Source organism: Mesonia profundi (assembly GCF_031085155.1).
GTDB classification, from domain to species: Bacteria; Bacteroidota; Bacteroidia; order Flavobacteriales; family Flavobacteriaceae; genus Mesonia; species Mesonia profundi.
Window position 1 is genome coordinate 89,105 of record NZ_JAVHUL010000005.1, and the last position, 25,670, is coordinate 114,774.

The following is a 25,670-nucleotide window of genomic DNA, read 5'->3' on the forward strand; positions in this document are numbered from 1 at the left end:
AGATGGCTAATACAAGAGCAGCTCAACGTTACGCAAAAGCAATTTTAGATCTTTCTAATGAAAAATCTGTGGTTGCTGAAGTAAATAATGATATGCGTCTCATCGCAAATACATTAGAGCAAAACCAAGAGCTTAGAGATGTGTTGCAAAGCCCGGTAGTTCAACCTTCCGTAAAGCAAAGCATTCTAAAAGCAATTTTTAAGGAGGTGAATGAGGTCAGCTCAAATGCTTTTAAGGTGTTATTAGAAAATAATAGAATTAATTTATTGTCTCTTGTGGTAGACCGATTTATCTATCTTTACGATGAGGCCAATAATATTAAAGTGGCTAAGGTAACTACGGTAGAACCTTTAACTCCAGAAATGGAGCAAAGTGTTTTAAAGAAGGTAAAAGAACTTACCGGAAGTGAAGTTACTTTAATCAATAAAATAGATGCTTCAATTATAGGAGGTTTTATCTTACGTATAGGAGATTTACAGTATGACGCAAGTATATCTGGTAAATTAAACTCCCTAAGAAAGACGTTCAATAATCAAGCATACGCGTAAAAAATAGTAATAAAAACGATACGTTTTAGTATCCCATTTATCATAAATAATTATGGCAGAAGTAAATCCTGCTGAAGTTTCAGCAATTTTAAAAGAACAACTATCTGGTTTTGAAGCAAAGGCTTCTTTAGACGAGGTAGGTACAGTATTAACCGTAGGAGATGGTATTGCAAATGTATACGGTCTTGAAAATGCAGAATATGGAGAACTGGTAGAGTTTGAAAGTGGACTGCAAGGAATGGTACTTAACCTAGCAGAAGATAATGTTGGGGTAGTATTACTTGGACCTTCTCAAGAAATTAGTGAAGGTGATACGGTAAAACGAACTCAAAAAATTGCTTCTATCAATGTAGGAGAAGGAATTGTAGGTCGTGTCGTAGATACTTTAGGGAAACCTATTGATGGGAAAGGACCAATTGCTGGCGAAACCATTCAAATGCCATTAGAAAGAAAAGCTCCGGGTGTAATTTATCGTGAGCCGGTAACCGAGCCCCTACAAACAGGGATCAAATCTATTGATGCGCTTGTTCCTGTAGGAAGAGGGCAAAGAGAATTGGTGATTGGTGACCGTCAAACCGGTAAAACCACCGTTTGTATTGATACGATTCTTAATCAAAAAGAATTTTACGATGCAGGAGAACCTGTATATTGTATTTATGTTGCGATTGGACAAAAAGCTTCTACCGTTGCCGGAATTGCACAAACATTAGAAGATAAAGGCGCATTAGCCTATACCACCATCGTTGCTGCAAACGCATCAGATCCTGCTACGATGCAGGTATATGCACCCTTTGCTGGAGCAGCGATTGGAGAATATTTTAGAGATACCGGTAGACCCGCATTAATCATTTATGATGATTTATCTAAACAAGCGGTAGCTTACCGTGAGATTTCTCTTTTATTACGTCGTCCACCAGGACGTGAAGCATACCCTGGAGATGTATTTTACTTACACTCTAGATTATTAGAGCGTTCAGCAAAAGTGATCAATAATGATGCTATTGCAAAAGACATGAACGACCTTCCAGATTCTTTAAAAGATAGAGTTAAAGGAGGAGGTTCCTTAACGGCTTTACCTATTATTGAAACTCAAGCAGGTGACGTTTCTGCGTATATTCCAACTAACGTAATTTCGATTACAGATGGTCAGATTTTCTTAACCTCAGATTTGTTTAACTCTGGAGTTCGTCCTGCGATTAACGTTGGTATTTCGGTATCACGTGTAGGAGGTAACGCACAGATTAAATCGATGAAGAAAGTATCGGGTACCTTAAAATTAGATCAGGCTCAATATAGAGAATTAGAGGCTTTTGCTAAGTTTGGATCAGATTTAGATGCTTCTACTTTAAGCACGATTGAAAAAGGAAAGCGTAACGTAGAGATCTTAAAGCAAGCTCAAAATGACCCTTATCCAGTAGAGAATCAAATCGCTATTGTATATGCAGGTTCTAAGAACTTATTAAGAGATGTTCCTGTAAATAAAGTAAAAGAATTTGAGGCAGATTATCTTGCTTTCTTAGATGCTAAGCATAGAGATACCTTAGATACTTTAAAATCGGGTAAACTGACTGATGACGCTTTAGATGTATTAAGAAATGCAGCTAAAGAAATTTCAGCAAAGTATAAAAAATAAAAAGTATTGAGTACTGAGGTTTGAGTAGTAGGAAACTCAAATTAAAGAATAGTAAAGTACCATATAAATTACAAGTATTGAGTATTTTGTTTGATAGCTAAATACTCAATACTCAATACTAGAAATAAATGGCAAATTTAAAAGAATTACGTAGTAGGATTACCTCGGTTTCTTCAACGATGCAGATTACCAGTGCCATGAAAATGGTATCTGCTGCGAAGTTAAGCAAAGCGCAAGATGCTATTACAGCAATGCGTCCTTACGCAGATAAACTTACCGAGCTTTTACAAGGCTTAAGTGCCACTTTAAGCGAAGGTGCTAATAGCAAGTTTGCTGAAGATCGCGAAGTGCAACGTGTACTTATTGTTCCTATTTCATCTAACAGAGGTTTAGCAGGAGCTTTTAACACCAATATTATTAAAGGAGTTAAAAGAATTTCTGCGGAACAATATGCAGATAAAAATATTCATTTGTTTACTCTAGGGAAAAAAGCAGATGATATTTTAAAGAAAACCTTTACCGTAGATAAAAACGATAATAACATTTTCGACCATTTAGAATATGAGCCTGTAGCAGAGATAGCAGAACATATTATGGCTGAGTTTGTAGAAGGGAAGTACGACAAGGTAGTCTTGGTGTACAACAGTTTTAAAAATGCGGCGACTCAAATTGTAATGGCTGAACAGTTTTTACCGATTGTTCCTATGGAAACCGAAGAAGAAGAAAAGGGGACTTTAGATTACGTTTTTGAGCCTAATAAGGAAGAAATTATTGATGAGCTTATTCCTAAGTCGCTTAAAATGCACTTGTTTAAAGCCTTGAGAGATTCTTTTGCATCAGAGCACGGAGCGCGTATGACCGCGATGCATAAAGCAACCGATAACGCTACAGAATTAAGAGATTCTTTAAAACTGTCTTACAACAAAGCACGTCAAGCTTCTATTACCAACGAAATTTTAGAAATTGTTGGTGGAGCGGAAGCGGCGAACAATTAGCGACTGAAAGGAGCAAATTTATCAAAGCAGAAGCGGCGAACAATTAGCGACTGAAAAGAGCAAATTTATCAAAGCGGAAGCGGCGAACAATTAGCGACTGAAAGGAGCAAATTTATCAAAGCAGAAGCGGCGAACAATTAGCGACTGAAAAGAGCAAATTTATCAAAGCGGAAGCGGCAAACAATTAGCGACTGAAAGAAGCAAATTTATCAAAGCGGAAGCGGCAAACAATTAGCGACTGAAAGAAGCAAATTTATCAAAGCGGAAGCGGCAAACAATTAGCGACTGGAAGGAGCAAATTTATCAAAGCCGAAGCAACGAACAATTAATTTTCATTAGGTTTTATGCGGATTTGCATCTAGTAAATTTAGCAGCATAGAATAAAATTTATAAAAGCCCTGATTTTTTCAGGGCTTTCTTTTTTATCCATTTCTATTGAAAAGCAAGTCTATAGGAAACGATTTGAATGCTACATTTTATTGTTGAATTGGTATTAATTCAATACTTTTATTCCCTTAACCCTCTAGAGGGTTTAAATTTCCGAGGCTTGCCTCGGTCTTAAAAAATATTTTCCATTCACACTTTGTGGGCTAGCCCCAAGGTTCTTGATTTATAAGCGCATTTGAGTACTTTAAAACGATTTTTTCAAGACACTTTTATCTACGGATTGGCAACGGTTTTACCGCGCTTGATGAATTTCTTGCTGCTGCCCTTGCTAACAGGTTCCCTTGCAAACGCTAGTTATTCAGACAATACCACCTTTTACATTTACGCCGCGTTTTTTAATGTGTTGCTTACCTACGGCATGGAAACTTCCTTTTTTCGTTTTTTTAGTCGGCATAAAGAAAAAAACAAAGTCTTTTCAACTGCATTTATCAGCTTAACGCTAACCACCATTTTCTTTTTCGCCTTGGTTTGGACCTATAACGTAGAGTTGGCTCATTATGTAAACCTTAAACTACGGTATTTTAACCTGCTTATCAGTGTGATTGCTTTAGACACCTTGGTGGTGATTCCCTTTGCTTTATTGCGCGCTACAGGAAGACCTATCAAATTTTCTATTATTAAAGTCCTCAATATAGGGATGTATGTGGCGTTAAACTATTTCTTTTTGTGGATGGTTCCCAAATATAATATTTCATTGGGTTTCTTAGATTATAGCAATGATTTGGTGACCTATGTTTTTATTGCCAATCTAATAGCCAGCCTATTTACCTTTTTTCTTCTTTCTCCCTATTTCTTCAAAACCAAATTGGTGTTTGACTGGGGCATTTTAAAACAGTTTTTAAATTACGGGTGGCCCATTATGATTGCTGGACTCGCTTATGTGATTAATGAAAATTTCGATAAATGGTTGTTGCCGCAATTACTAGGCAAAGACATTAATGGCGCCTATGCTGCTTGTTATAAAATTGCCGTCTTTATGACCATATTTATTCAAGGTTTCCGCTTAGGAGCCGAACCTTTTTTCTTTAACCATGCCAAAGAGAAAAATGCAAAAAACACCTACGCCCTTATCATGAAATATTTTGTGGTTTTAGGGAGTTTAATGCTGGTGTTTATTGTCGCTTACCTGCATGTCTTTAAAGAATTAATTGTAACAAATCCATCTTATTGGGTGGCGATAGACATTGTTCCTATTGTACTTCTTGCCAATTTGATGCTGGGTATTTATTTCAATTTGGCCTATTGGTATAAACTGACTGATAAAACCCGCTTCGGGATGTATTTTTCTATCCTAGGCGCCGTGCTGACCATTGGTCTCAACTATGCGCTAATTCCTGTAATTGGATTAATGGGAGCGGCTTACACCACCTTGATTGCTTATACGGTTATGGTAGTGATTTCTTACCTTATCGGAAGAAAACATTATGACATTCCCTATGATTTAAAAAATATTGGAATCTACTTGGGCTTGGGTATTGGCTTCGCTTTTAGTTCATTTTATGTTTTTGATAACAATTTAATCATCGGAAGCTTATTAGTTTTCTTATTTTTGGGAATCATCTATTTTAAAGAAAGAAAATACCTTTCTCAATTTTTACAACGTTAATTCATTATGACTATAAAAATCATCAATAAGTCCAATCACGATTTACCTCATTACGAAACCGAAGCTTCGGCTGGAATGGATCTAAGAGCTAATCTTGAAGATCAGGTAATCTTAAGTCCGTTGGATCGCATCATCGTTAAAACAGGCTTATTTATAGAATTACCCATAGGTTTTGAAGCTCAAGTACGTCCCAGAAGTGGCTTAGCCGCTAAAAAAGGAATTACCGTATTGAACGCTCCAGGAACGATAGATGCCGATTATCGCGGAGAAATTGGCGTGATTTTAGTGAACCTTTCTAAAGAATCTTTTACCATTAATGATGGCGAGCGCATTGCACAATTGGTGATTGCCAAGCACGAAAGAGCCGAATGGGAGAAAGTAGAAGTCTTAGGAGAAACCGATCGCGGGGAAGGTGGTTTTGGTAGCACTGGAGTCTAATTCCTGCGCAGGCAGGAATCTTATCATTCCAAAACCCTAACTTGACTCGGTTCTAGGTCAATACATTTGTTGAACCTGATTTGAGTTTGCTTCAGAAAAAAGAATAAAAATATACTGTTTAATTAAAATATACTCGCGTTTGCGGGCAATGATATGAAAATAATCGTACCCATGGCGGGAAGAGGATCTCGCTTAAGACCACATACTTTAACCGTTCCTAAACCTTTAATTCCGGTGGCGGGCGAACCTATTGTTCATCGTTTGGTAAAAGATATCGCCAAGGTGCTTAACCAACCTATAGAGGAGGTCGCTTTTATTTTGGGTGATCCTGCTTTTTTTGGAAAAGAGGTGGAAGAGAGTTTAAAAGAATTGGCCAAAGGCTTAAATGCAAAGGCTTCTATTTACCGACAGGATCAACCTTTGGGGACAGGACACGCCATTATGAGCGCTAAAGAATCTCTTTCTGGTCCTGCGGTGGTCGCTTACGCGGATACTTTAATCAAAGCCGATTTTAAATTGGATGAAGCTGCAGATGCTGTGATCTGGACTAAAAAAGTCGACAATCCTGAAGCTTACGGCGTGGTGAATCTAAACGAAAAAGACGAAATTATTGAATTGGTAGAGAAGCCAAGTAGCTTTGTAAGTGACCAAGCTGTGATTGGGATATACTATTTTAAGGATATTTCAGTTTTAAAAGGTAAGCTGCAGGAAGTTTTGGAAGAAAATATCATGCACGGCGGCGAATATCAAATCAATGATGGGATTAAGAAAATGATGGCCGATGGCAAAGTTTTTAAGACAGGAACGGTAGACGAATGGATGGACTGCGGAAACAAAAAAGTAACCGTAGAAACCAATACTAGAATGCTTAACTTCCTTCATTCCGATAAGGAGAAACTTGTGGCAGACTCGGTTCAGCTTAACAATTCCAAAATCATTGAACCTTGTTATATTGGGGAAAATGTAGTGTTGGAAAACGCAACGATAGGACCCCATGTCTCTATTGGTGATAATTGTAGCGTAAGTGATTCTACCATAAAAAACAGTTTGATTCAAACCCATAGCGAAATTAAGAATGCCAAGTTAAACAACGCAATGGTAGGTAATCATGCTAGATTTGATGGTAATTTTACCGAAATAAGTATCGGAGATTATTCCGTTTTAGAATAAAATTTGAAAGCAGGTCTTTTTACATATTATAGTTTATTGATGCTTTTCGGAATTGTTTTTATTCCGAAAAGCACTTTTGCGCAAGTTCGCGAACCCTTAAAAGATACGCTGGTTCAAGATAATTTAGGTAATGTAGAAGATCAATTTCAGGAGTATTTTTTTGAAGCCCTAGCTCAAAAAGGGATAGAGAATCACGAGAAAGCCATTACAGCTTTATTGCAGTGTAAGAAAATCTCTCCGCAAAAAAGCATTGTAGATTTTGAGTTGGGTAAGAACTATAAAGCTTTAAAAGAATATGGAAAAGCCGAAGCAAGCCTAAAAAAAGTACTCCAGGAACGTCCCAACGATAAAGATGTATTGAGCGAAATCTATGAGGTGTATTACCTCACGCAGGATTACCAAAAAGCGATTCCGGTCGCAGAATCTTTAGCACAACACAGTGTGAATTACTATGAAGATTTAGCCAATCTTTACGGACTTACACAGCAATATGAAAAAGCTTTGAATGCGATTGATGCAATAGATGAGCGAGAAGGTTACAGCGATTACAGAGAAGCTTTACGGAATAAGATTTTCTCTGAAGCTAAAGACCCTGAACTTTTGGAGGCTTACCTCAAGAAAGAAATTGAACAGTTTCCCGATGTAGAAGAGCATTATTTAGAACTGATGCACTTTTACTCCAAGCAAGATGAGATAGAAAAAGCTTATCAAATCGCAGAAGGCCTTCAGCGAAGAAAGCCTAATTCTAGTGCGGCACATTTCGCCTTATATAAAAAATATTTAACGGCTTATGAAGATGAAAAAGCGATTGCTTCGATGAGGATTGTTCTGGAAAACACAAAAAATGAGACTTTAAAAAAGACCATTATTCAAGATTTGGTTCAGCTGGTAAAAGAAAAACCAGAGTATGAACCGCAGCTCATTAAAATTTTAGAGGACGAATTAGCTCCTAAGGTGCAATCTGATGAAATTTTAGGCGAATATCTGGTAAAGAATGATGAAAATGAAGCCTACAATCATTATTTGAATCGGTTAAAAAACGATCCCAATAATTTTGATCTTTTAAAGAAAGTGATTCATTTGGAAATCAAGCAGCAAAAATTTGAAACTGCATTAAAACGCTCCAATTCTGCCCTAGAGTTTTTCCCAACCCAACCTTTTTTCTATTATTACAAAGGCGTAGCCTTAAGGAATTTAAGTAAACCGAACTTAGCAGTAGATAGTTTTCAAGAAGGCTTGGAATATTTATTAGAAAACAAGGAGTTGGAATTGTATTTCTATGAGGGAATGCAAGAAAGTTATAAGACATTGAGTAATCCCGTGAAAGTAAAAGAGTATCAACAAAAAATAGAAGCTTTAAAAAATAAGAATCCTTAATGAGTCATTTAAAAGCCATCTTTCCTTTAGTTCTTGTTCTTTTTTTAGTTTCCTGTGGAACAAAAAAAGTAGTAACCGGTACCGTTTCAGAAACAGCAAGCGTTAAGAATATTATTAAAGCGCATAACAATTCCGAGGCATCGTACACCACTTTGAATGCGAGAATAAAAGGATCTTACAAAACCGAAAAGGAAGACCAATCCATCTCTATAAGTATGCGAATGGAGAAAGATAAAGCGATTTGGTTGAGTGCCAAACTTGCAGGTATTATTCCGTTAGCGAAAGTTTATATTACGCCTAAACGGGTTCAGTATTACGAGAAAATTGATGGTACTTACTTTGACGGCGATTTTAGTTTGTTAAGCGATTGGTTAGGAATGGAATTAGATTTTGATAAAGTGCAGAACTTGTTATTAGGACAAGCTATTTATCCTTTAGAAAAAAAGGAGTTAAAAATGAGCTTTACAGAAACCGATTACATCCTAAAATCTGAAGGGAATTCCTTACTAGAAACCATGTTTGCCATCCAGTCTTCTAACTTTAGATTAAAAGGGCAGCGTTTAGCGAGAGAAGCCAAACAGGAATCAGTTGTCATCGCTTATGATAATTACGAGCAAGTGAAAGAAGAATGGTTCCCTAAGAAAATAAAAATTATAGCCACTCAAAAAGGAAAAAGTACACAAATAGAGGTAGACTATCGTCAAATAGACCTGAATGCCTCGGTTAGTTTTCCGTTTAGCATTCCTTCAGGGTATAAAGAAATTACAGTAGAATGATGAGTAAAAGAACCTATGTTTTAAGTATCCTATTCGTCTGTTTTTGTTTTTTGCAAGGCTTTAGTCAAAGCAAGGAAAGAAAGCAGTTAGAGCAGCGTCGTTTGGATCTTAAGGAAGAGATTAAGGAGATTAATAACTTATTAACCGTTAATAAGAAGAAAAAACAATCGGTATTGGTTCAAGTAGAAGATTTGGACAAGCGAATCAACGCGACCCAAAGCTTAATTAAAATTACCAACCAACAAGCAAATTTACTTACGAGAGAGGTGAATGAAAACCTCAATAAAATTACTAAGCTTAGAAAAGATCTAGAGGCTTTAAAGGAGGATTATGCCAAGATGATTCGCAAATCCTATAAAAGTAGTTCTAACCAAAGTCGGATAATGTTTCTGTTCTCTTCAGAAAATTTTTTACAAGCCTATAAGCGATTGCAGTATATGAAGCAATATGCAAACTATAGAAAACAACAGGGAGACCAAATTAAAGAACAAACACAGCTTCTTCAAGATTTAAATGCAGAGTTGATCGAACAACGTAAAGCCAAGGAAAAACTCTTGGCAGATAATAGAGTGACTCAAAAGAAACTGAAAAAAGATAAGAAACAGCAGCAAGCGCTCATGGCTTCCATTCAGGAGAAACGAGGAACTTTTGAAAGTCAGTTAAATGAACGACAAAAAGAAATCTCTAGGATTGATAATCAAATACAAAAAATGATACGGGAGGCCATTGTCGCCGAAAACAAGAAAAAAGGAAATACTTCTACGAGTACTTTTAAACTTACTCCAGAAGCTAAAGCTTTAGCAGCCGATTTCACTTCTAATAAAGGAAAATTGCCTTGGCCTGTAAAATCGGGTGTGATTTCTATGCGATTTGGGGTTCATGCTCATAAAACGGTTCCTTCCGTTAAAGTAAAAAGTATTGGAGTGAGAATAGAAACCAATACCAAAGAACCTGTAAAAGCTATTTTTAAGGGGGAGGTCATGAAGATACAAGCTATTCCAGGCGCAAACAAAGCAGTGATGGTGAGGCATGGTAATTATATTTCTGTCTACAATAACTTGGAGTCTGTAAACGTCCAAACAGGAGATCAAATTACTACAGGACAAATATTAGGTCGTGTGGGGAAAGCTACTTCAACAGGGCGTCCCACATTAAGTCTTTCTCTTTTTAAAGATACCACTTCGCTAGATCCTTCTTTATGGATATATAAAATGTAGAATGAGTTTTTAAACCTTAATCAAAAAGTAAAAGCGTCTGAAGCATTCGGACTGAACCGCTTGAATTTTTTTGATAGATGAACTTGTGTCAAGGTTCTTGATTTACTTATCCCCAAATGACTTACCTGTTTTTTTGTTGTGGTGTAAATGACAAGGGAAGTGAAGAAAGGTGACTTTGTTTATTCCGTTACACGTTAGATTATTTAAGGACGATTTCAAGCTCTTACACAAACTTCATAAAGCTTCTTAATGATTGTAAAATATATCCATGATCTTATACTCAATTAAGGTTAACTTGTCATAGGCGCTAGAAATTACTTGATGCAATGAGAACGATGTTCTACTTCAGAAAAGCTTAAGAGTATTATCGTTTTATAGGATTTGCCCATCTAAACTTTCGCATAAACAGGAAAAGTTTACTTTCCGATAAGGACATAAAAAAGCCCTCTTGAAAATTATTCAAGAGGGCTTTTTACTATTAGAATATTCTATTACTGAACGATTAATTTTTCAGTCTGAGTTTTATTTTTTGAATTAATTTTCATTACATAAACTCCAGTCGCTAAACCATTAATGTTGATTTGTGTAGTGTTGTTAGCTAGTTTCTGGTTCACTACCCTTCTTCCGTTAAGGTCATAAATAGCAATCGTTGCATCGTCTTGAGCAGCGTTTGATTGTACATTTACGTATCTAGACGCAGGGTTTGGATAAATACTAAATGCTTTTTCCAAAGAAGAAGAACTCGTACCCATCGTACAATTGATCACACTTAATGGAGGCATCTCAAAATTCTCTACTTGATCAAAGCGATCTAAAGAACTTCCTTGATTTGCGTTATATCCTAAACCTCTATCAGCAAAAGCTTTCCAGATTAAACATTGGTTATCGCCATTGTTATTTAGCATATCTGCTTGTAAGATAGCATCTCTCCCGTCTACAAAACCAGGATTACATGCTTGTAATTTTAAACCGTCTATTACCAATTGCATAGCGATATTGTTTCCTCCTGTTCCGTTTAATAGGTCTTCATCGTATCCATACTCATCAATTAGATCCCAAGTCATATCCCATAACATCGTCGCCCAAACAAATCCAACTCCGTGCGGAGCCAAGATATTAGGGTTGTTTGAATCATTATAAGTGGCTGGGTTAATCACAGTATTTGTAGAGTAAGGAGCAGGTCTTAAGCCGCCACCGCTATCATCTTGTCCTAGTGCATAATTAGCAATAGTCTTACGATCGTCTGCACTATCACCAGGCTTTAAGGTCATCATAAGTGCAAAAAAATCACTCCAACCTTCACCCATTTGCTCTGTATACTGAATACAATTTCCATTTTCGTCAACCTCTACACAAGCGTATAAACAACCTGCATTGGAAGGACCTCCCGTTAGTCTAGTAGATATACCGTGACCATATTCGTGAGAAACAATTCCACCGTCTAAAGAACCATCTTTAATGTAAGGTCCAAACTGCTTAAGCGTAACATTTAGCGTTTGTCCATCTACTAAAGCTGCAATGATTGCATCTCCATCAGTCTTTGATAACATAATAGAAGGAATGGTAACAGGATTTGTAGGGGTTCCTCCCATTGGTATAGGAGTTCCTGCTTCATTATTCACGATAATTACAGCTACTGCGCCTGCAGCTTCTGCACTTTCCACTTTAAAAGCGAAGCTACATTCACCTCTTTTAATTACCGCAATCTTATTATCTAAGTCTGCAGCGTTAACTAGTGGATCACAAGCGTCTAACTCATCTGAAGAAGGCCCTGAATTATCATCGATAGAAAGAATCATATCTGCAGTAATACCAGAACTAGGAATGGAGGGGCCAAAACTAGCTGTAGACCCTGTATAATTACCTGCTAATTCCCCTGATGTATTTATGGATAAAACTTGGGGTAAGCCTGATGCGTTCCATGTAAACATTCTCATGGTTGGAATATTTCCGTCTGGAGGTGTAGCAAAGGTAGCATTATTTCCAGGTCCATTATTTGCCCCATCTTGTCCTCTAGCAAAAACATAATCTTCGCCCAGACCTTGATTGTTGTAATTTTCTTTCTGGAAATTACCACTGGCTTCATCAAAACCATACTCATACCATACATCATGCATCATATTGTTGAGGTAGAATAAATTGGTAACAGAAGCGTCTATATAACCTACTGGTTGTTGATTTAAATCTAGTGGAAAATCAAATATAAGGGCTTCTGTTCCTTCTGGAGAATCCCCTAAATTACTATCACGACTATCAAATGCCCACACGTTATTACCTCGGGTGTAGGTATAATCTGCACCTGCATTGCCATTAGTATCATGCCATCCATAAGGAGAAGCATTGGTGTTAGCTGGATTGCTTACTAATTGTCTATCTGCGTCTGCAGGCGACACTGTAGGGATTGCAAATACTTTATAGCTAGCGTTATCAACTAACGTAGTGGTGTTTAAAAAACCGAAATTATTTTCTTGCTCCTGAATTGTATGGTCTACAGCCTCAAAAGTAGTGTGAGAGTGCTTTTCTACTCCGTAAGTACAAGAAATAACCCAATCGTTTTTAAATAAGATCTTAGCGTTATTTGCATCTACAGAAATGTCCCACCAGTGTTTGTGATCTAAGGTGTAGATATTGATATTGTATACCAATTGGATAAGCTCTCCAACAGGTTGGTACATTAACTTTACCGGAATTTCATTTTGGGAAATGGAGCCGTTTGATAGGATAAACTCTTGATTAGATGATGAGATAACTTCTAATCCAGAAGGGTTTAGATTTAACTTAGCCGCTAATTTGTTGACAGCAGTAATAGGATCTAGACTAGGGTTAGAATTATTAGTACGCTGACTTATATTTGCCTGAAAATTATTTGAAAAGTAAACTACTTTATTATTCTTTATGGCAAAATTTCCTTGTGCGTTAAAGATCTGAATCCCGTTATAAGATTGATTTACAAAAACATGTTGAGTATTTGTACTTTTAGAAAAATAAGAATCTGTAATCTCTAATTCGGCTATATCTGAAGCAGAGAAATCTTTAAGGTTATTAGATAAATAATTTTTAATAATAGGCATGTATTCATCTTGCGCCTGAACGGAATTACCTATGAATAATGCTACTATGAGCAGTATGGAGTAAAAGTTTCTTACCATTAAATTTGGGGTTTAAATTGTTAAATAAATGTAAAAATATACAATATTATCCTTATGGAAGGTGAACAATCGTTAAAAAGCTAGTTCTAAATGCATAGAACTAGCTTTTATAAGTGAAAGCCATTTATTTTTTGATAAATTCTTAAGGCATTTCCGTCGCTTAAAGAAGCCACATAACTGCTTATATCAATCAGCCATTTGTGGATATCTTGTTCCTCGTCTAAATCTTTTAAATACGTTTGACTTATCAATATATCGTAATTAGTCGCAGATTGGTTTGATTTCCTTTCTGCACTATTGCAAAACTTATCCAATATGGTGTTGATAATTTGATAGCCGGTAATTTCTTTTTCGGTGACATCCTGACTTTGATAGATATTTTGGATAGAAATATTGATGATATCTTCTATTTGAACTTTGTATTTAGACTTGTCTAATAAAGAAGTTTGAAACTCTCCATTTAGGATTTTTTCTTCATTCTCTATAAAAATATTCGCAGCTTCCTGAATCAAGGTGCTAATCGCTAAGGATCTTAAATAACTCAATCTGCTTTGGGTAGAAGTAAGCTGGGAATAATTTTCAGGCCGTATATTTTTCTCCACGAGTTTAATCAACAGTTCTAGGGCTTTTTCTTCTTCGATAAGCCCTAAGTTGATTCCGTCTTCAAAATCAATAATCGTATAACAAATATCATCTGCCGCTTCCACCAAAAAACTTAAGGGATGACGTTTGTAATGAATATCATTTTCGTTACCTATTTTTAATAACCCCAAGTCTTCGGCTACATCTTTAAAGATTTCTTTTTCGGTCTGAAAATAACCAAACTTCTTATCGTGAACCGCTTTAGTAGGTTGATGCGGTAAAGATTCTTTTGGGTACTTCATAAAAGCGCCCAAGGTGGCATAAGAAAGTCTTAAGCCGTCTTTGTTACCGTTTTTGGTTTCGGTAACCAATTTAAAACCATTGGCATTTCCTTCAAAATGGGTTAAATCGTGGTATTGTTTTTCGCTGAGTTGCTCTTTAAAGCGGAGTCCTTTTCCGTTAAGGAAATATTCTCCAATTGCTTTCTCTCCAGAATGACCAAAAGGCGGATTCCCGATATCGTGTGCCAAAGCGGCCGCAGCCACAATCGCACCAAAATCATTAAAGTGATACCCGTGTGTAGCCGCAAGATGTGAATGCTTTTCTATGACTTTCTTACCCGCTATTCTACCCAAGGATCTTCCTACAACAGAAACTTCTAAACTGTGGGTAAGTCTCGTATGAGCAAAATCTGTTTTAGAAAGCGGAATCACTTGAGTTTTGTCTTGTAAACTCCTAAAGGCCGAAGAAAAAATGATGCGATCGTAATCTACTTCAAAACCCAAACGGGTATCATCTTGATCTAAGCGCAAACGTTTTTGTGTATCTCCAAATCTTTTTAAAGAAAGTAATTGTTCCCAATTCATGTGATAAATTTATACATTAGTAGTAAAATGGGAAAATAGTATTTTTTATGCGTTACAGAATTATTTTTTGCATAAAAAAACCTGTGCCAAATTCAAAAGGATTGGAACAGGTTAAAAACTTAGTGGAATTTTTATTAAAAGTGTCCTTGATTATAGGTCACAAATTTTTTATGCTGACAGATATCATTTTACATTCTATCAATTACGAGTTCTGCCAAACTCGAAGCTTTTGTTATCATTTTTTTGGTATTCATAGGATTATCCTTACTTGGCGTCACCGAAAGTGAAATGTAAAAGATAAACCCATGCGAAGCCACGCGTAATTGTCCGCCGCCAAGTTTACTCCACGAAGCTTTATCACCTACGTGAGTAACTTCTTGCAGTTCATGACGATGATAGAGCCTATCATACTGACCTTTCCACAAAGCATCAATTTGGCTCTTGGTACGTTTTTCTCCCCGAGCAAAATTTAAGGTGACAGAATAGTATAGAAACTCATCACCTGCTGCCTTCCAACCATAAAAGCAAATTGCTTTTTCCTCTTCCCTCTGTTCTATTTTCAACTCCTTTGATACCTCAAAGACAGATTGAATGTCTTCTTTTTTGAGCAGATTACAGATGTCGTCACGCCTGCTCGAACCTGTGAAGTTTTCGTCATTTTCTTTCGCTTTTTGGTTTTTGCAAGAAATCATCATTTGGATCACTAAAAAAGCTAACAGAAGACTTTCAATTTTGAATAAAGACTTCATAAGATGTTAGTTTTAATGAGGTATTTTGTCAATTTTGTAATTATTGAGTACTTATTGCATTTGTTTTATTAAAGAAGACTTGGGAGATTAATGACAAAGGTTCCCGAAATTTGAGAAGTATTGTCGTTAACCTCTTGAAAATTTCCGTCAAAAGTTAAGGTGTAACCTACAATTCCGCCTTCTGCCTCTACAAGTCCATAGTGTATATTGTTCAACTCTACAGAACCCGAAACACTTTGGTGAATATCTGAAGAGGGTGGGGAGAACGTAATGATCATATTCGATTGGTTATCGGTATTCAATCCAAGATCTGTCGTGTGTCCATCATTAGCGTAATAGAACATTCCATTAATTACCACATCGCTATTACTTAGGTGCAATACCATCAGTTTGCCATTCTCAATAGTTGAATAGGTAGAAAAATCTGATCCTGTGTTGTTACTACCAAAAACATTTTCAATTTCACCAGAAATGTGGCGTTCGTCAGCATTTTCTTCATTTATGATAATGTCATAACTGTGAGGTTCTCCTTGTTGACTGCTAGGATTCCCTGGATCATCATTAGGGTTGCTTTTATCATCATCACTACCACAGCCTATCATAAGGCCAATGCAAATGAATAGAATCAAATAAGATATTTTCTTTAAGGTTTTCATCAGAATAATTTTGTTTATTAACTTAAAGATAAAGCCTATTTACTTAAAATCAGGGGTTTGTTGTATCACTGGTAGGAACTGTTTTGTATATGGAACAGTTTATTGTATGATAGGTAATTTGTCACAAGGTATATTTGTTTTTTTTCTGATTCTTAAACTTTTTTAAAATCGGCTAGAAAAAAAGCTCTTCCAAATGAATGGAAAAGCTTTTCTTAGTAGAATAAAATAGATATTGCTTTTACTGAAATTTTAAGGAGTTCTCGTAATTAATTCCAAGAACCGCTTTCATTGTTGGTATGATTAACCCAAGTTCCGCTACCATCACCACTCCAGTGGTATTCTAAATTTAAATCGTTACCTACATAAAAACTAAGGTAACCAGAATTGTCTGGATATAACATTGCTTCGTATAAAATACCACCATTAATTCCGTTGGGAATTTGCATAGTCATGAGAATGCTTTCATCGGCATTTACTTGCCAAGTCCATGTAATGGCTGCCCCAAAAAAGTAAAAAGAAGCAGTGCCAGTAGCGCCATCCATACTTTGACGCACCTCATAGAGTAACATCATATCAAGCTCATCGCCATCAATATCTTGAAAAAGTTCAAATACTTCTTCCCCATTTTGTACCGAAAACTGATAAATTAAGGTGGTACCTCCTACAGTATACGTATAAACGTCATAGTCATAATCTTCATTTGCGGTTGATCTTCCGTTTCCTGCTTGAACAGGATCGTGGCTCAAGACAGCTCCCGGAGGAACCTGAGCGATATCGCTGTCATCCTGAAAACCAATCACCTCCTCATACTTAGAGACTAATCCCATTGCGTTTTCATCTGTAGATTGATTGAGCTGCGTAGGAAGAGTCAAATCTTTTTGATAGATTTCTCCTAAATCAAAAGGTGCTGTTGTTCCTTGGCTAGGACCAGGATCTTGCGGATTTTCTGCTAGATCATCATCACTGCTGCAACTAGTCATCATAGAAAGAAGGGCCAGCAGGATGAGATAGGTTGTTTTCTTTAAAGTTTTCATAATATTGTTTTTTTAAAGTTAAGGATTTTTGGTTTTAGATTTCATAATTACGTTCTTAAAGTCTTTCTTATATTTTATTGTTTTTCTAATTTTAAAAGTCGTGCTTCCATATTGTTTAATTGCGTGCGCACTTCTTTAAGTTCCTTCTTTTGTCCTTCAATGGTAATCTCTTGGGCATTAATGGTTACTTGTTGCTCTTGTATGGCTTTAATAGCCACCACGCTCATCCCCGCATAATTTACCGTGTAATAGTTTTCGCGTTTACTGTCTTTATTAGGTTTGTTCACAAATTCCGGAAATTGTTTTTCCAATTCCTGCGCGATATAGCCAATTTGTGGCTCTTGGGTTTTATCTGCTTTAAAAGTATAGTCCATAATTTTAATGTCTTGTACTTTACTAAGCAATGCTTTGGTTGGAACCATATTCTCTTTAAGACGACGGTCGGAAACGGAACTGTAGGCTCCAGAGGTTTTATCAAAACTTCCTTTATTGATATCATTATAATATAACATCATATCTTCTACAATAAAAAATCCCCATGTATTACTGTTGCTACCTCCTATCAAACTGAGAATATCAGCACCACTACTAAGACCTTTAACAGAAAGTGCTCCCGTGATCGAGCCAGTACCTGTAGGGTCATGGTTAATCCCTACTTTTCCTTGACCGGATACCTGTAATATATCACGGCCCACTGTACCGTCATTGTAATAAAAGTTGAAAAGAGAATTTGCTGGGTCTGTCTCTGGGTAACCCGCCAAGGTCCAACGTCCTGGGGTGGCGTCGTTTTTAAAATAAATCTTGGAGTAATCGTTAGAGTTCTCCTTTATAGTAAGCTTCCCTTCTAAAAGCTCATTACCTACTACGTGTAGTCGTTCAGAGGGTGTCGTCGTACCAATACCTACTTTGGTATTTGCTGTGGCATTATTCAAACCACTAATACTTCCTAAAACCAGAGAATTGTCTTGTGCCACTATGGCTTGAGCACCAATAGCTGTTGCGTTGGTTAAATCATCTGAGTCAACATCTGCCGCGTAACCGAACATAGTGTTATAAGAACCTGTTGTGTTAGTTCCTAATGCTCCAACCCCCGAAGCAGTGTTTCTTTCACCAGTCGTGTTATCGCCTAAAGCACTATATCCAGAAGCAGTATTTCTGTCACCAGATTCATTTGAAAGTAAGGCATTTCCTCCTGTTGCAGTGTTTTTCTGGCCAGCCGTATTAAAGCCCAAAGCATAAGCGCCAGAGGCAGTATTTGCACTTCCAGATTCGTTAGATAACAATGCATTTGTTCCAATTGCTATATTATTCTCTCCGGTCGTGTTAGCTTTTAAAGCTTCAAATCCCGTTGCGGTATTATTACTACCGGCTGTGTTAGACCTAAGTGAAGATAATCCAATAGCAGTGTTTTCACTTCCTGTCGTATTGCTTGTCAATGCAAAGACTCCAGATGCGGTATTATCATTTCCAGTTGAGTTAGCGAGTAAGGCTTCATTTCCAAATGCGGTGTTGCGATCTCCAGTTGTGTTAGATCTTAAGACGTTATCTCCTGTTGCGGTGTTTTTATTTCCTGTCGTGTTCTCGCTTAAAGTTAATTCTCCAAATGCCGTGTTACCGCTTCCAGTCGTTTCTTCAAATAAGGTATTTCTTCCTAATGCAGTATTAACGCTATTAATAAAGCCTGCGTGTATATTATTTTGCTTAAATCGCAAAGTTTGATTATTGGTCGTACCAATAAAATCAGTAGCAGTGGCAGCGTTACCGTCTAATGCCCAGCTAGCATTACTGGTTGTCTCGTCAGCTGGTTCCCAAGTCGTGTTTGTATTGTTCCATTTCAGGATTTGTCCGTCGGTCGCACTCATTTGGTTTATTTTCTCACCCGTTACGGCTGCATTATCAATTTTTGCGGTATTCACAGCGGCATCTTGAAGGTTCACTGTTGCAATGGCATCGTCTGCAACACCTAAAGGATTGGTAGTAGTTCCGTCTCCATCAAGAGAGACATTGGTTTCTGCAACTTGCACTCCCCAGTCGTCAGCAGTTCCTCCACCGGTTCCCGTCTCATCATCTGCTGGCTCCCAAGTATTGTTGGTGTTGTTCCATTTCAAGATTTGTCCATCTGCAGCACCTTGTTGGGCAATATCTAATGGGTTTGCGGCAGTTCCATCTCCGCTAAGGCGGTTTGTGTTTTCAATAACTTGCGTTCCCCAATCGTCGCCAGCACCACCGCCAGTCACGTTATCTGGCACCCAGTTGGTGCCATCAAATTTTAGGAACTGTCCGTTAGTAGCTCCCATATCGTCTAGTTTAGAAGAGGTTACTGCGCCATCAAATATTTTTGGTGTTTTTACAGCATTGTTTGAAAGCTGAGCGGTATTTACGGTATTGTCTGCGATATCTGGATTAGGGTAGGTGCCAGTTAAATCCCCGCCAGCAGCTCCAGTAGGACTTCCATTGTCACCGCTGGTTACGGCATACATCGCATAAGGCACACTTAAAAGCTCTGTAGTACCTAAATCTGTATAGTTGGTTCCTCCATTAGGATCAATCTCTACTTTTAGAAGTTTGGTAGTACTCCAACCTACACTATTCATAGCGCCAGATACAGGGGTACCATCCCCAATAGCTAAGCTATAAAGACCAAAATTATTGGTAGTTACTTGATGTGTTTCTGAATAAATGGCGGTACTGCCATTAATAATACTAATTTTTAAGCCCAAATCTTGAGAGGCCATAGGTTCGCCCTGATTGTTTCTAGCGATGCCTTGATAATTAAATTTCTCAGGTGTTTGCGCCTGAGCGCTATGGCTCATAAAGACTAAACTGAGAAATAGAAAGATAAATTTTTTCATAATATTAGATTTAAAAGTTTTTAGATCCCTCATGGAGGGTTTAATTTCTAATGAGTGTTACACAAAAAATTATGGTTTACTAGATTTAATGATTTTATAGGATTGTCTATAGCTTTGTTTTCCGCGATTAAACTGCACGTTTAGCATATAGGTGGCTTGTTCTAAGGAAGAAAGATCGAGTTGTTGTTTTTCTAAACCGGTTTGCAAGGAAAATTTCTTTTGTAAAATACGTCTTCCATGAATGTCAAAAAGTTGTACCGAAAGTTCTCCAGTTCCCTGCATATCTGGTTTTATGTTTAGTATATTATCCACCGGGTTGGGATAAATTTTAAGATTCTGATTAGAAAATACAGTTTGAGATACTCCCAAAGAAGGATCTTCTATTTGAAGTAAACCTTGGGTTACGGTAATATTGGCATTGCTTTGCGTGCTAATCAGCATCATCTCCCCAACAGAATAATCATAGGTTCCACTGGATAGGGTCTGACTTGCACCCGAAGCATTTAAGGTAGATTGAGCGCTTATAGAAAAGGGGAGAAACCCAAGAAGCACAAGTAACCCGATGTAATTAATTTTGAAACTTAATTTTGAGAAGGTTTTCATAATTGCTTGATTTAGGGATTAAAATTAAACCATACCTCTATAAAAACGAGACGTGATTGTACCTACACTATGAATGGTTTTGTAAATGGTAAGATTTCGTGTATAGATGGTAATTAAAGAGTATCTCTTTTTGATCACATTCTTGCTAAAATATCATTTATGATCTTTTTATGAGTTTATACTCTCTGTGCATTTTGAATAAAAACGGAATATTTAAAGCATCAATCACTTTAAAGGATGTGGTCTTGCTGACTAATCCCTTTTACCGCTTGACACTTTTCTATCGCAAAAAAAACCAAATTTCAGGATTTAGAATTTATCCTGAAATTTGGTTTTTTAAAGGGTAATAACTACTCTAAAATTTTGCGTAGGAGCTTTTATTATTTTTCCAATTTTAATAGTCGTGCTTCTAAGTTATCTAATTTTTGATGCACTTCTTTTAGTTCATTGGCTTGTGTTTTAATGACTTTTTGTTGTTCTTGAATGGCTTTAATGGCTAGCACTGTAAGTTGTGCATAGTCTACCGTTAATACAGAGATATCACCTGGACTTCTTCCTTCAATTTCTGTTATAATTTCGGGAAATAACTTTTGAATATCCTGTGCTAAGAAACCATTATATTTCTTGCTAAGATTGCTTTTGTAGTTATAATTTTTTGCATCCAATTGAAGTAATTTTTCAGATATGGATGGCATTCCCACAATATTGGTTTTCAACCTTTCATCTGATGTTGCCGTATAATTACCACTGGTTTCATCAAAATTACCTACGAGATTTCCACCACCATATAATTGTAAATTTCCTGCAATTGATGTATAGAATTCCCAATTACTTGTTGCGTCAACTGCATTCTCCAAATACATCCCAAAGACTGAGCTTTGAATCACCCGAAGTGGGTATGCATTAGCTATATCTATACCTGCATCTATACCAACACTCAATTGTCTGGTACGCATTTCAATATTACCTTCACCAACACCATTGGGATCATTAGCTATTATACGTGACTCAAAGCCAGTACTAGAACTCATTTGAAGAGATACATCAGGATTACCTACTTCAATACCGCCACCAAAACTATTCCCAATAGTTGCTGCTGGGATTCCCCAACCAGAGCCTAAGTTACCACCAATGACAAGTTCTTCATCTGGGTTATCATTGTTAATACCTACGTGGCCATTTCCACCTACAGATAGCACATCATCAGTACCACCACCCAACAACAATTTATTTGTACCACCAACTGCGCGAATTCTTCCGTTTCCGGCACCTGCACCACCAGTAGACATACTCATTTTAAGTCTATGGGTATCGTTACCTATTCTTAAATCCCCTTCAGTAGTTGTTAAATCCCACTGTCCGCCTGATATATCTAGTTGCGCATCCGGATTAGTAGTCCCAATCCCCACTTTGGTGTCTGCCGTGGCATTATTTACCCCATCAATACTTCCTAAGACCAAGGAATTGTTTTGTGTCACGAAGGCACGGGAACCAATGGCTGTAGCGTTAGTCAAATCACCAGTACTCACATTTGCGTAAGAACCTATGCCAGTATTTAAATCGCCAGTAGTATTTGAATTAAAGGTACCATTTCCAATGGCAAGGTTATCACTTCCAGTTTCATTCATGGAGAGCGCCCCTCGGCCTATTGCGGTATTTCCAAATCCGCTAGTGTTATTATTCAGTGAGAATGCTCCAGTCGCTGTATTGTTTGCCCCTGAAACATTTAATAGAAGTGAACTACCACCAATCGCAGTATTTCTGTCACCATCCTCATTATAGCTAAGGGCTCCATCTCCAACTGCAATATTAGTACTACCCGTAATATTCTCACTAAGAGAAGATTCTCCAATTGCTGTATTTCGCTCTCCCGTAGTATTGGAGTTTAGAGACGAATTTCCAATGGCAGTATTTCTTATTCCAGAACTGCTTTCAGGTAAGGAATTAAGCCCATAAGCAATATTACCTTTTATAAATCCTGCTCTGAAGCCGTTCATCTTGAACCGCAGGGCTTCATCATTTGTAGTTCCTATAAAATCTGTAGCGGTGGCTGTGTTACCATCAAGTGCCCATCCAGCATTGGCAGTCGTTTCATTAGCGGGCATCCAGTTAGTCCCGTCAAATTTTAGAACTTGTCCGCTGGTTGCACTCATATCGTTAATTTTTGCAGAGGTTATTGCACCATCGTTTACTTTGGTCGTGGTAATAGCATTATCGGCGACTTTTATTTCAGTTACTGCGGCATCTTGGAGTTCACTTGTTTCAATGTCGGTACCTAAATTGGCTGTAATTTCATTACTTCCAGAAATTCCAATTCCGTCTCCCGCGGTATAGGTTGTTCCAGTAGAACCACCGTCATCGTTACCTGGCACCCAGTTGGTGCCATCAAATTTTAGGAACTGTCCGTTAGTAGCTCCCATATCGTCTAGTTTAGAAGAGGTTACTGCGCCATCAAATATTTTTGGTGTTTTTACAGCATTGTTTGAAAGCTGAGCGGTATTTACGGTATTGTCTGCGATATCTGGATTAGGGTAGGTGCCAGTTAAATCCCCGCCAGCAGCTCCAGTAGGACTTCCATTGTCACCGCTGGTTACGGCATACATCGCATAAGGCACACTTAAAAGCTCTGTAGTACCTAAATCTGTATAGTTGGTTCCTCCATTAGGATCAATCTCTACTTTTAGAAGTTTGGTAGTACTCCAACCTACACTATTCATAGCGCCAGATACAGGGGTACCATCCCCAATAGCTAAGCTATAAAGACCAAAATTATTGGTAGTTACTTGATGTGTTTCTGAATAAATGGCGGTACTGCCATTAATAATACTAATTTTTAAGCCCAAATCTTGAGAGGCCATAGGTTCGCCCTGATTGTTTCTAGCGATGCCTTGATAATTAAATTTCTCAGGTGTTTGCGCCTGAGCGCTATGGCTCATAAAGACTAAACTGAGAAATAGAAAGATAAATTTTTTCATAATATTAGATTTAAAAGTTTTTAGATCCCTCATGGAGGGTTTAATTTCTAATGAGTGTTACACAAAAAATTATGGTTTACTAGATTTAATGATTTTATAGGATTGTCTATAGCTTTGTTTTCCGCGATTAAACTGCACGTTTAGCATATAGGTGGCTTGTTCTAAGGAAGAAAGATCGAGTTGTTGTTTTTCTAAACCGGTTTGCAAGGAAAATTTCTTTTGTAAAATACGTCTTCCATGAATGTCAAAAAGTTGTACCGAAAGTTCTCCAGTTCCCTGCATATCTGGTTTTATGTTTAGTATATTATCCACCGGGTTGGGATAAATTTTAAGATTCTGATTAGAAAATACAGTTTGAGATACTCCCAAAGAAGGATCTTCTATTTGAAGTAAACCTTGGGTTACGGTAATATTGGCATTGCTTTGCGTGCTAATCAGCATCATCTCCCCAACAGAATAATCATAGGTTCCACTGGATAGGGTCTGACTTGCACCCGAAGCATTTAAGGTAGATTGAGCGCTTATAGAAAAGGGGAGAAACCCAAGAAGCACAAGTAACCCGATGTAATTAATTTTGAAACTTTTTTTTGTAAATGTTTTCATAAGTATGTGGATTTAGTAGCTGACTTACTTTTTTCTATTCTTTCTTTTCTTCTTCTTAACATTAAAGACTCCGTCTTTTATGGTTATTTTTTTACCGCTTTTAGAATAAAGAGTTCCCGAGAAAGTTCCTTGGGCTAGGTCGCTATTCATAGTAGTAATGGTTAACTTACTGTTTCCCTCTTTTTTGGTTTCGGCTCCCTTGTTATAGTGAGAATCATAGGTTTCTTCTATAAGATTAGACTTCCCCATTTGACTCACTTTGATATATCCATCATGGGTTCCCGGAACCAATTTCTTAGGGGACATGATCATCATATAAACCGTGATTCCGTTGTTCATATTGGTAAATCCAATCCCGAATTTTTGGCTCATTAAAGATGCACTAGTATTAAACGTAGACTTAAAATCTAATTCCTGACCATCATCTAAAGTTATTGTAGCTGTTGCGCTATCATCCTGATTAGACTTGTTATTCTTTTCATCTCCGCAGGAAAACAGAAAGAAGAGGGATAGAAAAGCCAGACTTAGAATAGTTGTTTTTAATTTCATAATCATTTGTTTAATAGGGTATGAATACTCATTTCTTTATTTAATATTTTAGTAATTTCAGCTTGCATGTTTCACTTTAAAACTTGCGATTCAACACCAAATGAGCGAAGCGAGTTGTCTTTTTGTGTCAAATAAAATTAAGTCATATTTATATGAAAACAGGACGTGAATGTATCTACGTTGTGAATGGTTTTGTATATGGTAGGATTTCGTGTATGGATGGTAATTGAGAAACCTATTTTTAGATAAATAATTTTATAAAATGTTGTTTTTGAGTTATTAATGAAGGTTTAATCCCTCCAGAGGGTTTAACCAGTCAGAACGGCACGGCCGAATTCCCCGAGGCTCGTCCGTGTAATGTTCGGAAAGGCTTGTCTTGAAATTTTAAAAAGTATTTTCCATAAAAAAACAGGCTAGTCAAAACTTGAACTGCCTGTTTTTATAATCGTTTGAAGAGATTTTATGGTCTAGATATAAACCCTCTTATCTTATCTCTAATTGATAAAAAATGGACTATAGAATCTATATAATTACTGATTACTCTGCAATAATTTCGACTTTATCTAAGCCTCCATCATCATTACCATCTTCAAACTCTCCACGAATCCAAAAATCGGTCACATTATATAAGACTTCTTTGATTTGTGCTTTTGTAGCTAGCGTATTTTCTCCCTGATGATCTCCATAACGCCAAGCATTATTTTCGTCAATTTTTACAGAATAATTTGTCCAATCTTCCGTAAGATACGTAGCTATTTCATAATAAATCTGGACTTCCTAGTAATTTTGTGACTAATTTTATTAGGCCGCTTTGTTAAAAAATCCTTTTAATTTTAGTTCCATTT

Annotated in this window: 20 protein-coding genes; 9 read left to right on the plus strand and 11 right to left on the minus strand. The window is 37.0% G+C overall.

All coding sequences use genetic code 11. From position 1 onward, the window contains the following. The first annotated feature begins 2 nt into the window (after positions 1-2). The 9 genes from atpH (at position 3) to RBU60_RS03260 (ending at position 10,207) form a co-directional block, all read left to right on the plus strand. The gene (atpH, locus tag RBU60_RS03220) at positions 3-548 is read left to right on the plus strand and encodes an ATP synthase F1 subunit delta (RefSeq protein ID WP_308863224.1); all 546 of its coding nucleotides are present in this window, start codon (positions 3-5) and stop codon (positions 546-548) included. Positions 549-600: 52 nt separating this feature from the next. Next, a complete protein-coding gene (gene atpA, locus RBU60_RS03225) occupies positions 601-2,181 on the plus strand; it encodes a F0F1 ATP synthase subunit alpha (protein ID WP_308863225.1) in 1,581 nt (526 codons plus the stop codon). 128 nt (positions 2,182-2,309) lie between these two features. Further along, on the plus strand, positions 2,310-3,176 hold the full coding sequence (gene atpG, locus RBU60_RS03230; RefSeq protein ID WP_308863226.1) for an ATP synthase F1 subunit gamma: 867 nt from the start codon (positions 2,310-2,312) through the stop codon (positions 3,174-3,176). 622 nt (positions 3,177-3,798) lie between these two features. Beyond that, complete coding sequence (locus RBU60_RS03235; RefSeq protein ID WP_308863227.1) at positions 3,799-5,229, plus strand: oligosaccharide flippase family protein; 1,431 nt, start codon at positions 3,799-3,801, stop codon at positions 5,227-5,229. Between the two features lie 6 nt (positions 5,230-5,235). Continuing rightward, positions 5,236-5,667 (plus strand): dUTP diphosphatase, encoded by a 432-nt coding sequence (gene dut, locus RBU60_RS03240; protein WP_308863228.1) that lies wholly within the window; start codon positions 5,236-5,238, stop codon positions 5,665-5,667. Between the two features lie 153 nt (positions 5,668-5,820). Beyond that, positions 5,821-6,837 (plus strand): sugar phosphate nucleotidyltransferase, encoded by a 1,017-nt coding sequence (locus RBU60_RS03245; RefSeq protein WP_308863229.1) that lies wholly within the window; start codon positions 5,821-5,823, stop codon positions 6,835-6,837. 3 nt (positions 6,838-6,840) lie between these two features. Further along, positions 6,841-8,214: a tetratricopeptide repeat protein gene (locus tag RBU60_RS03250; protein WP_308863230.1), complete on the plus strand. Its 1,374-nt coding sequence runs from the start codon at positions 6,841-6,843 to the stop codon at positions 8,212-8,214. Further along, entirely contained in the window at positions 8,214-8,990 is a 777-nt protein-coding gene (locus tag RBU60_RS03255; protein WP_308863231.1) for a DUF4292 domain-containing protein, read from the plus strand. The genes RBU60_RS03250 and RBU60_RS03255 overlap by 1 nt, the downstream gene beginning before the upstream one ends. Next, positions 8,987-10,207, plus strand: coding sequence for a murein hydrolase activator EnvC family protein (locus tag RBU60_RS03260; protein ID WP_308863232.1), 1,221 nt, complete (start codon positions 8,987-8,989; stop codon positions 10,205-10,207). The genes RBU60_RS03255 and RBU60_RS03260 overlap by 4 nt, the downstream gene beginning before the upstream one ends. A 491-nt stretch (positions 10,208-10,698) precedes the next feature. Here the strand turns inward: RBU60_RS03260 and RBU60_RS03265 are convergent, their stop codons facing one another. The 11 genes from RBU60_RS03265 to RBU60_RS14155 all read right to left on the minus strand — a co-directional run bounded on the left by RBU60_RS03265 (position 10,699) and on the right by RBU60_RS14155 (position 25,593). Further along, entirely contained in the window at positions 10,699-13,356 is a 2,658-nt protein-coding gene (locus RBU60_RS03265; RefSeq protein WP_308863233.1) for a T9SS-dependent M36 family metallopeptidase, read from the minus strand. Between the two features lie 107 nt (positions 13,357-13,463). After that, positions 13,464-14,804 (minus strand): dGTP triphosphohydrolase, encoded by a 1,341-nt coding sequence (gene dgt / locus RBU60_RS03270; protein WP_308863234.1) that lies wholly within the window; start codon positions 14,802-14,804, stop codon positions 13,464-13,466. A 188-nt stretch (positions 14,805-14,992) separates the two neighbouring features. Further along, positions 14,993-15,553, minus strand: coding sequence for a hypothetical protein (locus tag RBU60_RS03275; RefSeq protein ID WP_308863235.1), 561 nt, complete (start codon positions 15,551-15,553; stop codon positions 14,993-14,995). Between the two features lie 68 nt (positions 15,554-15,621). Further along, positions 15,622-16,209: a hypothetical protein gene (locus tag RBU60_RS03280; protein ID WP_308863236.1), complete on the minus strand. Its 588-nt coding sequence runs from the start codon at positions 16,207-16,209 to the stop codon at positions 15,622-15,624. A 266-nt stretch (positions 16,210-16,475) separates the two neighbouring features. Beyond that, complete coding sequence (locus tag RBU60_RS03285) at positions 16,476-17,243, minus strand: hypothetical protein (protein ID WP_308863237.1); 768 nt, start codon at positions 17,241-17,243, stop codon at positions 16,476-16,478. Between the two features lie 74 nt (positions 17,244-17,317). After that, a complete protein-coding gene (locus tag RBU60_RS03290) occupies positions 17,318-20,095 on the minus strand; it encodes a tail fiber domain-containing protein (protein ID WP_308863238.1) in 2,778 nt (925 codons plus the stop codon). Positions 20,096-20,164: 69 nt separating this feature from the next. Further along, entirely contained in the window at positions 20,165-20,698 is a 534-nt protein-coding gene (locus tag RBU60_RS03295; protein ID WP_308863239.1) for a T9SS type A sorting domain-containing protein, read from the minus strand. A gap of 380 nt (positions 20,699-21,078) precedes the next feature. Beyond that, positions 21,079-23,673 (minus strand): tail fiber domain-containing protein, encoded by a 2,595-nt coding sequence (locus RBU60_RS03300; RefSeq protein WP_308863240.1) that lies wholly within the window; start codon positions 23,671-23,673, stop codon positions 21,079-21,081. A 69-nt stretch (positions 23,674-23,742) separates the two neighbouring features. Then, entirely contained in the window at positions 23,743-24,276 is a 534-nt protein-coding gene (locus tag RBU60_RS03305) for a T9SS type A sorting domain-containing protein (RefSeq protein ID WP_308863241.1), read from the minus strand. A gap of 24 nt (positions 24,277-24,300) precedes the next feature. Next, positions 24,301-24,825 (minus strand): hypothetical protein, encoded by a 525-nt coding sequence (locus RBU60_RS03310; protein ID WP_308863242.1) that lies wholly within the window; start codon positions 24,823-24,825, stop codon positions 24,301-24,303. Between the two features lie 537 nt (positions 24,826-25,362). Then, positions 25,363-25,593 (minus strand): laminin B domain-containing protein, encoded by a 231-nt coding sequence (locus RBU60_RS14155; protein WP_407660188.1) that lies wholly within the window; start codon positions 25,591-25,593, stop codon positions 25,363-25,365. Between the last annotated feature and the right edge of the window lie 77 nt (positions 25,594-25,670).